We start from the raw sequence: 14501 nt of genomic DNA on the forward strand, positions 1-14501 counted from the left end.
CGAAACCCTCGATTCGACCGACGAAACCCTCGATTCGACCGACGAAACCCTCGATTCGACCGACGGAACTCTCGACTCGACCGACGGAAGTCTCGATTCAACGGTCAGACGGAGAGGACCAGGCCGCTGGTGGGGACGCCGGTGCCGGCGGTGACGACGAGGTGCTCCACGTCGTCGACCGGGTTGACCGAGGTGCCGCGGATCTGGCGGACGCCCTCGGCGATGCCGTTCATGCCGTGGATGTAGGCCTCACCGAGCTGGCCGCCGTGGGTGTTGAGCGGGAACGCGCCGTCGACCTCGATCCGGCCGTCGGCGACGAAGCCGGGTGCCTCGCCCCGGCCGCAGAAGCCGAGCTCCTCGAGCTGCATCAGGACGTACGGCGTGAAGTGGTCGTAGAGGATGCCCATCCGCATGTCGTCGGGACCGAGCCCGGACTGGCGCCACAGCTCGCGGCCGACCACGCCCATCTCGGGGATGCCGATGTCGTCGCGGTAGTAGGACGTCATCACGAACTGGTCGGCGCCGCTCCCCTGCGCAGCAGCCGCGATGTACGCCGGCTTCTGCTTCAGGTCGCGCGCCCGCTCGGCCGACACGACGACCAGCGCCTGCGCCCCGTCGGACTCCTGGCAGCAGTCGAGCAGGTGCAGCGGGTCGACGATCATCCGCGAGGCCTGGTGGTCCTCGATGGTGATCGGCTTGCCGTAGAAGAACGCGTTCGGGTTGGTGGCGGCGTGCCGGCGGTCGGCGACCGCCACGGCCCCGAAGTCGCGCGAGGTCGCGCCGTACTCGTGCATGTAGCGGGTCGCCTGCATCGCCACGGTCGCGGCCGGCGTGCCGAGGCCCATGGGGTACGAGAAGGCGTTGTCGAGACCGTTGGTGTTGACCTGCGTCGCAGCGGCCACGGAGAACTGGCCGAAGCGCGACTCCGAGCGCTCGTTGAAGCCGCGGTAGCAGACGACGACGTCGGCGACACCGGTCGTGACGGCCATCGCGGCCTGCTGGACGGTCGCGCACGCAGCGCCGCCGCCGTAGTTGATGCGGCTGAAGAAGCGCATCTCCTTCATGCCGAGCTCGCGGGCGACGGCGATCTCCGAGGACGTGTCCATCGTGAACGTCGTGAGGCCGTCGACGTCGTCGACGGTCAGCCCGCAGTCGGCCAGCGCGTGCTGGACCGCCTCGACGGAGAGCTGCAGCTCGGAGCGCCCGGACGCCTTGGAGAACTCCGTGGCGCCGATGCCGACGATCGCGGCCTTGCGGTAGAGGCTCATGTGTGCACCCGCACGGTGCCGGTGACGTGGTCGCCGAGCGACACGGAGCCGACGACCTTGATCGTCGCGATGCCGTCCTCGACCGACTCGACGGTGCCGCGGAAGGTCAGCGTGTCGTAGGGGTGCGCGGGCGCACCCAGCCGGATCGCGATGCCGGCGAGCTGGGCGTCGTGACCGATGGCGTCGACCACGAACTTCTCGACCAGGCCGTTGCTGGTCAGGATGTTCATGAAGATGTCCTTCGACCCGGCCGCCTGGGCGATGTCGCGGTCGTGGTGGACGTCCTGCCAGTCGCGGGTGGCGATCGCGGTGCTCACGATCGTCGTCGGGGTCATCGGCAGGCTCCACTCCGGGAGCTCCTGCCCGGCCTCCAGGGTGATCATGCTCGTCTCCAGATCGGCAGGGTGAGTTCGTCGTCGATGCGGCGGTAGTCCACGCGCAGGGGCATCCCGATCTCGATCTCGGTGTCAGCGATGTCGACGACCTCGCCGACCATCCGGACGCCCTCGTCGAGGTCGACCAGGGCGATCACGATCGGCAGCTCCTTGCCCGGGACGGGCGGGTAGCGGTGCACGACGTACGAGAAGACGGTGCCGGTGCCGGCCGCCACCACGTGGCCGCGGTCGAACTTGCCGCACACGACACACGTCGGACCGGGCGGGAACCGCAGGGCACCGCAGGCGTTGCACTTCTGGATCCGCAGCTCGCCGACGGCCGTGCCGTCCCAGAAGAACTGCGAGTCGCGGCCCATCATCGGCCGGATCACGCCGGCAGTCATGCCTTCTCCTTCGGGATGAACTTCAGCACCCGGAAGAGCATCGTCGCGACCTTCTCGTCGCCGACGTACCAGGTGTTGCGCGACGTCACGAAGTAGCCCTCGCCCATCGCGGTGTTCTTGGGACCGGCCACCGAGTCGAGCGCGGTGGTGACCCGGAGCTGCTCGCCGACCTTGAGGTAGCGCTCGTAGGTCTGCTCACAGTTGGTGCCGAGCACGGCGGTGTAGCCCGCGTCGGTGAGGACCTCCATCATCGTGCTCAGCGGGTCGTCGCTCGGACGCCGCCGACCGAGCCCGGGCATGGTCCAGACCTGGGCCATCGAGGGCGGCGCCTCGCCGTTGCGGAAGCGCTCGTTGTCGTAGCCCATCGCGTCGAGCCAGGTGCCGATCGTCGGCTGGTTGACCTCGTACGGCGCCTGCGACTCCGACGCCTCGCCCAGAGCCTTGATCCGCTCGGCCTCCGCCATGATCCGCTCGTGGCCCCCAGAAGTGTGCCCCGTCATCGGGGCACCCGCGGCAGGCCCATGCCGAACATCGCGATCAGCTCACGCTGCACCTCCTGCACCCCACCACCGAAGGTGAGGACGAGGTTGCGCTTGGCCTGGCCGTCCAGGTAGGTCATCAGGTGATCGGTCTCCTCATCAGCGGGATCGCCGTAGCGGTGGACGATGTCGACCAGGTCGGACGAGAGGTGCTGCACCTGGTCGGCCGCGAAGACCTTGGACGACGACGCGTCGCCGACGGAGATCTCGCCCTTCGCGGCAGCGCGGGCGACCTCCCAGTTGAGCAGCTCGTTGACGCGGAAGACCGCGGTCACCTCGCCCATCGTGCGGCGTACGTCGGGCTGGTCGATGACCCCCGCCTTCGTCGCCCACTCCGCCACGCGGTCGCGCAGTCCCTCGATGCGCCCGGCCGGGCCGAGCATGACCCGCTCGTGGTTGAGCTGGGTGGTGATCAGCTTCCAGCCCTGGTTCTCCTCGCCGACCAGCATGTCGACCGGGACCCGCACGTCGTTGTAGTACGTCGCGTTGACGTGGTGAGAGCCGTCGGCCGTGATGATCGGCGTGTGGGAGTAGCCGGGGTCTCTGGTGTCGACGATCAGGATCGAGATGCCCTTGTGCTTCGGGGCGTCGGTGTCGGTGCGCACCGCGAGCCACACGTAGTCGGCCTGGTGCCCACCGGTCGTCCAGAGCTTCTGCCCGTTGACGACGTAGTGGTCGCCGTCGCGCTTGGCGGTCGTCCGCAGCGCGGCGAGGTCGGTCCCGGCGTCGGGCTCGCTGTAGCCGATCGCGAAGTGCACGTCGCCGGCCAGGATCCGCTTCAGGAACATGTCCTTCTGCTTCTCGGTGCCGTACTTGATCAGCGTGGGGCCGACGGTCTGGAGCGTCACCGCCGGCAGGTGGACGTCGGCGCGCTGGGCCTCGTTGGCGAAGATCGTCTGCTCGATCTCGCCGAGCCCGTGACCGCCGTACTCCTTCGGCCAGCCGACGCCCATCCAGCCGTCGGAGCCCATCTGGCGTACGACGCGCTGGTAGGTCTCGCCGTGCCGGTCGAGCCCCATGTCGCGGTGCTCGTTCTGGTCGGCGAGGCCGGTGAAGTAGTCCCGCAGCTCGGCCTTGAGCGCGCGCTGCTCCTCGGTGAGCTCGAGGTTCTTCGAGGTCGGGTCCTCGGTGTGCACGTCCTCCGCCCGCGCGCCGAGCGCGTGTGAGATGTCGGTGATCCACGAGAAGTAGCGCGACATCGGATAGGTGATGTCAACGCCCATGCCGCCGTGGAGGTGGTGGCAGGTGCGCATCGCGGCCGGCGCCTCGTGGCAGACCCAGTAGGCCGCGACCGCCAGGTCGTCGGTGACGTCGAGCCCGGAGGTGATCCGCCACGCGGCGTTGTCGGCGGCGAGGGCCAGGGTGCGCGAGGCGATGTAGACGTCGGCGATCTGCATCGCGACGGCCTGGAACTCCGCCAGCGACCGCCCGAACTGCGTGCGGCCCTTGATGTACGTCGCCGTCAGGTCGCGCGCTCCGGCGACCAGGCCGGCGGCCGTCAGGCACAGGCCGACCGTCGCCAGCTCCCTCAGGACCCGCGCGGCGTCGTCGCCCGGGAGCAGCTCGGCGGGCGCTCCCTCGAGGACGACGGTGTACTGCGGGTCGCCGTACGACGAGTGCGACTCGAGCAGTGTCACGCCCGGTCCGGCCGGGTCGACCAGGGCGACGACCTCACGCTCGCCGTCGGTCGCCGTGACGAGCAGGCGAGCGGCCCGGTCGGCGTACGTCACGCCGATCTTGCGGCCGGTCACCGTGTCGAAGGAGAAGGTGACGGGGTCCCCGAAGTCGCGGATCGCCGGCGTCAGCAGGGTCTTCCCGGCCGCGACCCCCGGAAGGAGCGCCTCGCGCTGCTCCTCGGACCCGACGGCGGCCAGGGTCAGGACCCCGCAGCAGAGCGTCTCCCAGACCGGGAGCTGGTAGGCGCGGGCACCTGTCTCGCGCAGCAGCACGGCCACCTCGGACAGTCCGAGCCCCTCGCCACCCTGCGCCTCCGGCACGGGCAGGGACAGCAGTCCGGCCGCGGCCAGCGCTTCCCAGGCCTGCTCCGTGTCGTCGCCGACGCGGTCCAGGGCCTCTCGGGCCACCGAGCGAACAGCCTCGACCGCTTCTGCGGACGACTGGGCATCCTGCGTCACGTGCATCTCCTACGACCGTCTCGGGTACACCGGGTATCTGCCGGATCAAAACTGTAACCTGTTCTACTCTAGCGAGTAGGACGCCGTCGAGAGAGGAGCAACGATGGGCTTTCTCTCACCTCGAGGCTTCATGACCCGCCGGGTCTACATCCCGTACACCCGGATCCCGTCCGGAGCGATGGTCGAACTGCCGGGGCGCGGATCGACGTACGTCACCGACACTCCCGGCCCGAGCCCGGACTCCCCCGCGATCGTGCTGCTGCACGCCGTCGGGTGCACCGGGCTGCTGACCTGGTTCCCGTCGATCGAGCCGCTGTCGCGGCGCTTCCGGGTGATCACGATGGACCAGCGGTGGCACGGTCGCGGCATCCAGTCCGAGGGGTTCTCGCTCTACGACTGCGCCGACGACGTCGCCGCCCTGATCGACGTCCTCGAGCTCGACCAGCCGATCGTGGCCGGCTACTCCATGGGCTCGATCATCGCCCAGCGGGTCTGGCGCCAGCACGGCGAGAAGATCGGCGGGCTCATCCTCTGCGCGACGACCGACCGGTTCCGCTCCTCCATCCCGGAGCGGCTCTTCCACCAGGGCCTCGAGGTCGCGATGTTCGGCACCCGCGAGGTGTCGCGCTCGCGGACCGCTGTGCTCGCTGCGAAGACCACCGCCAAGGCGCTCGACCTCGAGCCCGGCGACATCTACCAGTGGGCGATCGAGGAGTTCCGGACCACCAGCCCCTGGGCCGTCGGCACCGCCGTCGCTGCCCTCGGTCGGCACCACTCCCGGCCCTGGTTGGGGAAGATCGACGTGCCCACCGCGGTCGTCGTCACGCTCAAGGACAAGGTGCTGCCGCCCGACAACCAGATCGCCCTGGCGCGACGGATCCCGGGCGCGACCATTCACGACCTCAAGGGCGGCCACGCGGCCTGCGTGCTCCAGGCGGAGCGGTTCGTCCCCGCGCTGCTCGAGGCCGCGGCCACCGTCAACGCCCGTCGACGCGACTTCCCGCGGCGCGACGGGGTCAGCGGGCGGCGGACTTCTTCCGCGTCCGCCTGATCGGCGTCGGGGTCTGCTGGGCCACCACGGCGGCCTTGAGAGCGGCCAGCTCGACCGGAAAGCGCTGGACCAGGTCGTCGACGTCGGGCATCGACTCGCGACAGGCGATGATCCCGACGTGCACGTGCCCGTTGTTGGACATCACGGTGATGTTGACGCCGGCGCCGTGGAAGACCGGTCCGAGCGGGTAGAGGCCCAGGATCTCCGCGCCCATGAAGTAGAGCGGCACCGGCGGCCCGGGCACGTTGGAGATGACCAGGTTGTGCACGACGGGGTGCTTCTCGGGCAGCTTCCAGCCGGCGTACGCCCGCACGGCCAGGCCGAAGGTGCGCGGCGCAGCGAACTCGGCCCAGTCCTGCAGCGAGTCGGCGCTGATCGCCTGGTGGTGCTCCTTGGCGTTCTTGTTGCGCTCGGCCATGTCGCGGAGCCGCTCGAGCGGGTCCTCGGTGTCGGTGCCGAGCTTGGCGAAGAGGGCGGAGACCTTGTTGGCCCCGCCGGATCGCTTCGACTCCGAGCGCACGGACACCGGCACCGTTGCCAGCAGCGAGCTGGACGGCAGCTCGTCGCGGTCGAGGAGGTAGGAGCGCAGCGCGCCGCCGGCCACCGCGAGCACGACGTCGTTGACCGTCGTGCCGGTGACCTTCTTGATCTGCCGGATGTCGCCGAGGTCCATGTCGGCCAGGGCGATGACGCGCTGCCCGGTGATGGTGCCGTTGAAGGACGTCCGCGGCGCGGAGAAGGGGGCGGCCATCGCGGTGCCGGCGCGGGCCCGACCGATGGTCCTGGTCACCAGCTGGGCGGACGGCGTGACCAGGCGTACGGCGTTGAGCGGGCGGGTCACCGAGCTGACGACCGCGCGACCGAGGAGCTCGGCCTGGCCGGGCTCGTGGCTGCGCTCCTGGGGCTGGGCGGGCTCCATCGGCGGCGCGCCGGCCTCGAGGCTGCACAGGTGGGACAGCAGGTTGGATCCCGAGACCCCGTCGACGGTCGAGTGGTGCATCTTCATGAAGACGACGACCTTGCCGTCGTCGTACCCCTCGATGACCCACATCTCCCACAGCGGTCGGGACCGGTCGAGCGGGATGCCGGCGAAGTGGCCGGTGAGCTGGGCGAGCTCGGCCGCGCCGCCGGGTGACGGCAGCGCGAGGCGGTGGACGTGCCGGTCGATGTCGAAGTGCCGGTCGTTCACCCACACCGGGTGGTCGAGCCCGAGCGGGACCTTGCGCAGCTTGCGCGTGAACTCGGGGACGTCGCTGACCCGGCGGTCGATCTCGTCGCGGAAGCCCTCGAAGGTGTAGCCGTCGGGCATGGTCGACGGGTCGAGCACGATCACCCCGCAGACGTGCATGAGCTGCGCGGGCGTCTCCAGGTACAGGAAGCTCGCGTCGAGCCCCGACAACCGGTCCATGTGCTGCACCCTCCGACTCCCCCGGAATGAAACTTGTTCTACTTCAACGACGCCGAGGCTCCGCCGCCACGCGTGACGGGCGTCTCACCCACCGCAACTGTGCCCCCGCGCGCGACGTTGAACCCCCGTGACCTCGAGTCTCCTCGCCGCCACGACCGATCGTCAGGCCGACGTGCTCCTCTCGCTGGGACTTCCGGCCCTCGCCACCCCTCGGCACGCGAGTCTCTGATGTCGAGCACGGCGGGGCGTCCCGACCCCACGTTCTACGGTTGTCACATGTCCTTCCTGCGACGTCAGCTCGTGACCGCCGCCCTCACCGCCAACGCGATCCGCCCGGTCCCCGGCTTCCGCGCCGGCATCCCCGCCTTCGCGGCCGGCTGGCTGACGACCGAGCTCGCCGAGCACCTGATGGCGTTGACCGCGCTCGACGCCACGACCCACGTCGTACGCCGTCGAGGTCGACGCAGCCGCGCCGGGCTCGCGATCGCCGCGGCCAACCTGGCCGGCCAGGCCTTCCTGCTCGACCAGGCCCGGCGCGTGCAGAAGGACGCCGAGGACGCGCTCACCGAGGGCCTCGGCCTCGACTACGGCGAGCAGCTCGACGCCCAGCCGACGCCGGCCGAGCTCGGGACGCCGTGGCGCAAGCTGGTCAACCCGTTCCGGATGCGCGACGTCTCGGTCCGGGTCGAGAAGAACGTCGTCTACGCACCGGAGAACGGCAAGCGCGGCCTGCTCGACATCTACCTGCCGGCCGAGGGCGAGGTCTCGAAGGCGCCCGTCCTCCTCCAGGTGCACGGTGGCGGCTGGACGATCGGCAACAAGGACCAGCAGGGCATCCCGCTCATGCAGCACCTCGCTGCCAAGGGCTGGGTCTGCGTCGCGATCAACTACCGGCTCGCGCCCCGCGACCCGTTCCCCGCGCAGATCATCGACGTGAAGCGCGCGATCGCCTGGATCCGCGAGCACATCGAGGAGTACGGCGGCGACCCCGACTACATCGCCATCACCGGCGGCTCGGCGGGCGGTCACCTCACGGCGCTGGCCGCGGTGACGCCCAACGACCCCGACTACCAGCCCGGGTTCGAGGACGCCGACACCAGCGTCGCCGTCGCCGTCCCCCACTACGGCGTCTACGACTTCGCCGGCTCGACCGGTCTCAAGAGTGCCGAGCTGATGCGCGACACGTTCCTCGCACCCCGCGTCGTCAAGCGGAAGTGGTCCGAGGACCCGGAGGTCTTCGAGGCCGGCACTCCCCTGCTCCGGATCACCAAGGAGGCGCCGGACTTCTTCGTCCTCCACGGCGCCCACGACACGCTGGTCTCGGTCGAGCAGGCCCGGCTCTTCGTCGCCCGGCTGCGCGAGACGTCCGGCGCCACGGTCGTGTACGCCGAGCTGCCGGGTGCCCAGCACGCGTTCGACGTCTTCCCGTCGATCCGCAGCGTCCACGTGGTGCGCGCGATCGACCGCTACCTGCACTGGCACTGGAACGGCTGGCGCCGCCAGCGCGAGTCCGCTGCTGCTGCTGTCAGCGGTAGCTGAGGTCGCCGACCGCCAGCAACGACGGCAGGTCGTCGCCCGCGATCGCGGTCGTCGTGACGGTGACCTGCTGGTCGAGCAGGCCGGTCAGCTCCTCGGCGTTGGTCTCGACGACCCCGTCGGCGTCGAAGTCGTCGAGCGCGGTCGCGGCCAGGTGGTCGGCGTCTCCGACGTAGATCTCGACGTCGTCGACGCACCACGCCGGCTCGGTCTCCGTGCCGCACTCGACCCACGTGCCGGTCAGCGTCCGGGTCGGGTTGGGCCCCGTCGTCGGGTCCGGCTCCGTCGTCGGGTCCGGCTCCGTCGTCGGGACCGGCTCGGTGGTCGGGTCAGGCGTCGGCTCCGGGTCGGGCTGGTGGACGGCGTGACCGTGGTGGCCGTGCGGGCCTGCTTCGTGAGCGTCGTGGTGGTGACCGGCCGAGGCGTGCGGGGTCTTCGCCGGCGAGGCCGAGTCGCCGGCACCGACCTGGGCGTGGGCCGGGATCCGCACGGTGACCGGGGTGACGTGCAGCGCCGGGACCACGGCGTCGTCCGCGGCGTACGACGCCTCGATCCGGAGCACGTCGTCGACGTACGACTGCGAGTGGTTGTAGCGGTAGACGGCCGACCGCATGCCCGGGCGGGTGGTCAGGTCGGCCTTGCCCGCGCAGAGGTAGACGGCCGCACCCATCGCGGCGTCGTCGATGTCGTCGGCCGACCGGACGCCGTCGCCGTCGGCGTCGACACCGACCGTGCGCCAGGTGGAGGGCAGGAACTGCATCGGCCCGACCGCGCGGTCCCAGCGTCGGTCCCCGTCGATCGCGCCGGCATCCGTGTCGCGGACCTTCGAGACCCGTCCGCGCCCGTCGAGGGCGACACCACGGATCGCCGGGGTCGAGACCCCGTCGGCGCCCAGCGTGGCGCCGCCGTGGCGCCCATGGTCGGACTCGATCTCGCCGATCGCGGCGAGCAGCGTCCAGGTGAGGCCGCAGCCGGTGTCGACCTCGGTCATCACCGCAGCCGCCCGCTGGTACGCCGCCTTCGCGGTCGCCGGGATCGCGGACAGGGCCGCGTCGGGGTCGTGGGCACTCAGCGCGTCGCGAACGACACCCGACCCGGCCCGCGGCGCCAGGGCGATGCCCGCCTGGGGCACGGCGACCGGGGCCTCGGCGGGCGCGACCGACGCCGGGGTCACGAGGGCGACGGGGAGCGGCGCGTGGTCACCGCGGTGCACGAAGGCACCACCGACCGCGGCGGTCGCGAGGGTCACGCTGAGGGCGATGCGGAAGGACGGGGTGAGACGCATGTGCTTGGTCGTGATCCTCGACTGGTGCGGTGGGGACGATGCGGTCGGGTCGACCGTCAGCGGCGACTCTATGCACGAGCAGGACCGTTCGTCGGCCAAACTCGAGTGATTTACTGAACTTTAGGTGAACGGACGGTGGCGCTGATCGCCGGGAGTACGTTCCCGTCCATGCCGAGCTCCTCGAGGAGGGAGACGAGATGAGACCACTTCGCTACTCGATCAACGTCACGCTCGACGGCTGCTGCCACCACGAGGCCGGGCTCCCGCCGGACGACGAGTCGATGCGCTACTGGGCCGCACAGATGGAGCGAGCCGACGCACTCCTCTTCGGCCGGGTGACCTACGAGATGATGGAGTCGGCGTGGCGGCGGCCGGCCACCGGCACCTGGCCCGACTGGATGGGTGAGCGCGAGATCCGGTTCGCCGAGGCCATCGACCAGGCCAAGAAGTACGTCGTTTCGGGCACGCTGAGCGACGTCGACTGGAACGCCGAGCTGGTGGGCGGCGACCTGGGTCAGGCGGTCCAGCGGCTCAAGGAGGAGCCGGGCGAGGGCCTGTGGGTGGGCGGGGTGACGCTCCCCCGGGCGCTGGCGGACCTCGGGCTGATCGACGAGTACGAGTTCGTCGTGCAGCCGATCCTCGCCGGACACGGGCCGACGCTGCTCGCCGGCCTCGGCGAGCGCATCCAGCTCGAGCTCGTCGATCGCCAGGAGCTCGGCTCGGGGGCAGTCGTCCAGCGCTTCCGACCCGCCTGACGACCTGCGGCGTACATTCGCCTCATGGCGTACCGGTCGGATCGCGTGTGTGTGCCGATGGAGATCGAGATCATCCCGCTCTACCGCGACTCCCCCGAGATGACCCGGTTCCTCCGTGACCAGCGACGTCAGCGCCGCCGGGCGTTCCTGGCGCGACTCACCCGCTGGCGTCGGTGATCCCGTCGCGCCGCTGCTGCAGGCGCTCCTGCGCGGCCTCGAGGTAGGCCAGACACGGCGCTTCCGCGTCGGGGTGCTTCTCGGTCAGGTGGAAGGTCCAGCGGTCCATCGCGGCCATGTAGCCGTTGTCGCCACCGGGTCGGTAGGCCGACCAGTTCTTCCCGTTGCGGGCCGGACAGGTCGAGCAGCCGATCTTGTAGACGAACTGCTTGTCCTCGCCGAGGACGATCGACACCGTGGCCAGCGGACCGGCCTCGACGGCCGCCTTCCGCTCCCGAGCAGACCTGCTCGCCACCATCGCCATCCCCCTCCACTCGGAAGCTGGAGCGTACGCCGCCCGCTTATCGTGTCGGCATGGACCTCGAGCTCACCGGCGAGATCTGGCACTGGCGTGGGCCGGCCCCGCACCACTTCGTGAGCGTGCCCGAGGACGACGCCGCGGTGATCGAGGACGTCGCGGCAGCGGTGACCTACGGCTGGGGCATGATCCCCGTGACCGTGCACCTCGGCGGGTCGACCTGGACCACGTCACTCTGGCCCAAGGACGGCGGCTACATCGTGCCGCTCAAGCTCGCCGTACGCCGGGCCGAGGGTGTCGACGTCGGTGACGTCGTGAGCCTCCGGCTGGCGATCGACGTCTAGACGTTGGCACCCAGGCGACCGGATCTGCCGATGAGCGCATGCCTGGTTTGCGACTGACGGCACCGGGGCAACGGGACTAGACGGTCTCGGGATAGAGCACGGCCGCGAGCGTGAAGACGACGATAACGAGGGCCGGAACCGAAAGGGCCAAAACTACGAGCGTCCAGAAAGCCGAGAGGTTGAGGTTCACCGGCGCAGCGTAATCGACACCAGTTCGATGCGGTGAGCGGTCCTGCCGACGAGCGGGCGCCCCGGTTCAGCCTCGACGCGTTAAGGGGCGCGACCTCGCCTATCTGACCGAGAGAGTGGTTGAGCCTGGCACGGGCGTGATGTCGCCGTTCTCTCCGGTCTGCACGCCGATCAGGCAAGCACGTCCCGAATGGGCGTCGACAGTGATGCCCATGGCTCGAACCGTGATGTCGGGTGCCGGGCTTCCCGGCGGCACGACATGGCCTGTGGTCACCGTGTGGGGGAACTCGCCGATCAACGTGATCTGTAATTCGCGGCCAGATGTGCAGGCGTGGCCGGTGTTCGACTCCTTGATCTTCCCGGAGCGGGCGATGACAGAAGCGCTTGACACGGACGCGCCCTGGTCCGCGATGACCTCGCGAGCGACTGCCTCAGCCTTGGCAACCTCCTCCTGGGTCAAAGATGTTTCGCGGCCATCGGCCCCGGCCGGCGGCGTGTCGTCCGAGGAGCAGGATGCCAGGAACGACACGAGTACGAGCGCGGCGAGAAGAGGCTTCACAACCACTCTGACGCAGGATCGTGCACGACGGTTGCACCAGGAGGCCGTCGCACTCTCCTGAAATGAGGTCGAACGCACGCATCTGCCGCGGTAAGGGCGCGGAGCTGCCGAGCTGCGTCTAGCGCGGCAGCCCGAGGATCCGCTCGCCGGCGACGTTGCGCAGGATCTGGGTGGTGCCACCAGCGATCGAGAGGCAACGGGTGTTGAGCATCTCCCACACGTCGTCCTTCACCTCGTCGCCACCGAGCACGATCGCGTCGCCGTGCAGCGTCACGACCAGCTCCGCGCCGTCCTGGCGGTTGCGTACGCCGAGCAGCTTGGCGACGCTCGACTCCGCGCCCGGTCCCTGACCGGCGAGCGAGCGCAGCGTCGACCGCACGCCCAGGAGCGCGCAGACGGTCGCCAGCGCGATCGAGTGGCCGACCGCGACGCGCTGGGCTGAGGTCGCGCCGTCGGACACCAGCTCGATCGCGCGCTCGGTGCTCTTGCTGAGGCGGCTGGTCGCCATCGCGACCCGCTCGTTGGCCAGCGTGGTGCGGGCGAGCTTCCACCCGTCGTCGACCTCGCCGACGAGCATCGAGTCGGGCACGAAGACGTCGTCGAGGAAGACCTCGTTGAAGAGTGCCTTGCCGGTGATCTCACGCAGCGGCCGCACGTCGAGGCCGTCGCTGTTCTTCATGTCGACGAGGAAGTAGCTGATCCCCTTGTGCTTCGGGGCGTCCGGGTTGGTGCGCGCCAGGCAGATGCCCCAGTCGGCGCGCTCGGCGACGGAGTTCCAGACCTTCTGCCCGTTGAGCTTCCAGCCACCGTCCACCTTCTCGGCGCGTGTCCGCAGCGAGGCCAGGTCCGAGCCCGCACCCGGCTCGGAGAAGAGCTGGCACCACACCAGGTCACCGAGGAGCGAGTCGCGCACGAACTGCTCGCGCTGCTCGTCGGTGCCGTGCTCGAGGATCGTCGGGACCGCCCAGCCGGCGATCACGATGTCCGGCCGGGTGAGGTCGGCTCGCGCCAGCTCCTGGTCGATCACGATCTGCGTGATGGCGTCCGCCCCTAGGCCGTACGGCGCGGGCCAGTGCGGCGTCAGGTAGCCGGTCTCGACGAACGCCGGCCGACGCTCGTCGGCAGGCAGCGCGGCGATCCGCTCGACGGTCTCGCGGATCTCGTCGCGCACCGGCTCGTCGCGCCCTTCGAGGTCGAGCTGCACCCGGCGTCGTACGCCGCCGACGGCCCGCTCGGTGAGGCGCTCCGCGGCGGAGTCGCTGTCGCCCACCAGCGCGCGCAGGCTCATCGCCCGGCGCAGGTAGAGGTGGGCGTCGTGCTCGAAGGTGAAACCGATGCCGCCGAGGACCTGGATGCAGCTCTTGGCGACCTCGACCGCGCCGTCGAACACGACGGCCAGCGCGACGTCGGCGGCGAACTCCCACTGCTCGTCGTCCACGCTCTGCCCAGATCGAGGGCAGACCGAGGCGACGTCCCACGCCGCCGCGGTGACCGACTCGGCGGTCTCGAGCATCTCGGCGCACAGGTGCTTGATGGCCTGGAACGACCCGATCTTCTGGCCGAACTGCTCGCGCACCTTGGCGTACTCCACCGCGGTCGACAGGCACCAGCGCGCGACCCCGGCGGCCTCGGCGGCGGCCAGCGTGACGGCCGTACGCCGGACCACGTCGGTCGTGAGGTCCACGGCTGTGCCCGACGCGTCGCCGGAGAGCTGCACCGTCCCGAAGCGGCGGGTCAGGTCGAGCCCGACCGTCGAGGTGAGCTCGACCGCGTCGCGCGGCAGCAGCCGCCAGCCGTCGGCGTCGAGGAGCACGTGGGTCGCCGATGGTGCGTCCCAGACCACGCCACCGAGGGCGATCCCCACGACAGCGTCGTCAGGGATCTCCGGGAGCAGCAGCGAGGCGACCGCTGGCCCGAGCAGCGGACCCGGCACCAGCTCGTGGGCGCAGGCCTCCAGGGCCACCGCCACGTCGAGCACGGTGCCGCCCCCGCCGCCGGCCTCCTCGGCCAGGCCGATCGTGGCGATCCCCATCTCGACGGTCGCCGCCCACACATCCGCGAACGTCGCGTCGGCGTCCTCCTCGGCCGTGCGCGCCAGCTCCCGACCACCCAGGTCGGCGGCCCACTTGCGCAGGCTGGACGCCAGCTCACCGTGCTCGTCGGAGATCCCGATCGACAT

General features: G+C 70.4%; 15 protein-coding genes. 5 read left to right on the top strand and 10 right to left on the bottom strand.

Annotated features, from left to right (window positions below; all coding sequences use genetic code 11):
* Positions 1–104 precede the first annotated feature (104 nt).
* From ABLE68_RS19995 to ABLE68_RS20015, 5 genes are read right to left on the bottom strand one after another with little or no spacing between them, the layout of a single operon-like run.
* Positions 105–1268, bottom strand: coding sequence for a lipid-transfer protein (locus tag ABLE68_RS19995; RefSeq protein WP_348873697.1), 1164 nt, complete (start codon positions 1266–1268; stop codon positions 105–107).
* Positions 1265–1651, bottom strand: a complete 387-nt coding sequence (locus ABLE68_RS20000) for a MaoC family dehydratase (RefSeq protein ID WP_348873698.1) — start codon at positions 1649–1651, stop codon at positions 1265–1267. Before ABLE68_RS20000 ends, ABLE68_RS19995 begins: the two co-directional genes overlap by 4 nt.
* Positions 1648–2046, bottom strand: coding sequence for a Zn-ribbon domain-containing OB-fold protein (locus ABLE68_RS20005; protein ID WP_348873700.1), 399 nt, complete (start codon positions 2044–2046; stop codon positions 1648–1650). The genes ABLE68_RS20000 and ABLE68_RS20005 overlap by 4 nt, the downstream gene beginning before the upstream one ends.
* Positions 2043–2546: an FAS1-like dehydratase domain-containing protein gene (locus ABLE68_RS20010; RefSeq protein WP_348873702.1), complete on the bottom strand. Its 504-nt coding sequence runs from the start codon at positions 2544–2546 to the stop codon at positions 2043–2045. Before ABLE68_RS20010 ends, ABLE68_RS20005 begins: the two co-directional genes overlap by 4 nt.
* Positions 2543–4726, bottom strand: coding sequence for an acyl-CoA dehydrogenase family protein (locus tag ABLE68_RS20015; protein WP_348873704.1), 2184 nt, complete (start codon positions 4724–4726; stop codon positions 2543–2545). The genes ABLE68_RS20010 and ABLE68_RS20015 overlap by 4 nt, the downstream gene beginning before the upstream one ends.
* A 124-nt stretch (positions 4727–4850) precedes the next feature.
* On the opposite strand from ABLE68_RS20015, the gene ABLE68_RS20020 reads away from it, so the two are divergent.
* The gene (locus ABLE68_RS20020) at positions 4851–5771 is read left to right on the top strand and encodes an alpha/beta fold hydrolase (RefSeq protein WP_348873705.1); all 921 of its coding nucleotides are present in this window, start codon (positions 4851–4853) and stop codon (positions 5769–5771) included.
* On the opposite strand, the gene ABLE68_RS20025 is transcribed toward ABLE68_RS20020, so the two are convergent.
* Entirely contained in the window at positions 5737–7179 is a 1443-nt protein-coding gene (locus ABLE68_RS20025) for a WS/DGAT/MGAT family O-acyltransferase (RefSeq protein WP_348873707.1), read from the bottom strand. The two genes, ABLE68_RS20020 and ABLE68_RS20025, sit on opposite strands and share 35 nt — an antisense overlap.
* A 276-nt stretch (positions 7180–7455) precedes the next feature.
* On the opposite strand from ABLE68_RS20025, the gene ABLE68_RS20030 reads away from it, so the two are divergent.
* A complete protein-coding gene (locus ABLE68_RS20030) occupies positions 7456–8718 on the top strand; it encodes an alpha/beta hydrolase fold domain-containing protein (RefSeq protein WP_348873708.1) in 1263 nt (420 codons plus the stop codon).
* Here the strand turns inward: ABLE68_RS20030 and ABLE68_RS20035 are convergent.
* Positions 8705–10000, bottom strand: a complete 1296-nt coding sequence (locus ABLE68_RS20035; RefSeq protein ID WP_348873710.1) for a lytic transglycosylase domain-containing protein — start codon at positions 9998–10000, stop codon at positions 8705–8707. The genes ABLE68_RS20030 and ABLE68_RS20035 overlap by 14 nt on opposite strands.
* Before the next feature lie 197 nt (positions 10001–10197).
* On the opposite strand from ABLE68_RS20035, the gene ABLE68_RS20040 reads away from it, so the two are divergent.
* Together ABLE68_RS20040 and ABLE68_RS20045 are read left to right on the top strand one after the other, a co-directional pair.
* Positions 10198–10755, top strand: coding sequence for a dihydrofolate reductase family protein (locus ABLE68_RS20040; RefSeq protein ID WP_348873712.1), 558 nt, complete (start codon positions 10198–10200; stop codon positions 10753–10755).
* Positions 10756–10779: 24 nt separating this feature from the next.
* Entirely contained in the window at positions 10780–10932 is a 153-nt protein-coding gene (locus ABLE68_RS20045; RefSeq protein WP_348873713.1) for a hypothetical protein, read from the top strand.
* Here ABLE68_RS20045 and ABLE68_RS20050 read toward each other — a convergent pair.
* The gene (locus ABLE68_RS20050; protein ID WP_348873715.1) at positions 10913–11236 is read right to left on the bottom strand and encodes a hypothetical protein; all 324 of its coding nucleotides are present in this window, start codon (positions 11234–11236) and stop codon (positions 10913–10915) included. The two genes, ABLE68_RS20045 and ABLE68_RS20050, sit on opposite strands and share 20 nt — an antisense overlap.
* Before the next feature lie 50 nt (positions 11237–11286).
* Here ABLE68_RS20050 and ABLE68_RS20055 point away from each other — a divergent pair, with 50 nt between their 5' ends.
* The gene (locus ABLE68_RS20055; RefSeq protein ID WP_348873717.1) at positions 11287–11574 is read left to right on the top strand and encodes a DUF1905 domain-containing protein; all 288 of its coding nucleotides are present in this window, start codon (positions 11287–11289) and stop codon (positions 11572–11574) included.
* Between the two features lie 289 nt (positions 11575–11863).
* On the opposite strand, the gene ABLE68_RS20060 is transcribed toward ABLE68_RS20055, so the two are convergent.
* A complete protein-coding gene (locus ABLE68_RS20060; RefSeq protein ID WP_348873719.1) occupies positions 11864–12322 on the bottom strand; it encodes a hypothetical protein in 459 nt (152 codons plus the stop codon).
* 118 nt (positions 12323–12440) lie between these two features.
* A complete protein-coding gene (locus ABLE68_RS20065; RefSeq protein ID WP_348873720.1) occupies positions 12441–14501 on the bottom strand; it encodes an acyl-CoA dehydrogenase family protein in 2061 nt (686 codons plus the stop codon).

This window comes from Nocardioides pollutisoli (assembly GCF_040045055.1).
GTDB classification, from domain to species: domain Bacteria; phylum Actinomycetota; class Actinomycetes; order Propionibacteriales; family Nocardioidaceae; genus Nocardioides; species Nocardioides tweenelious.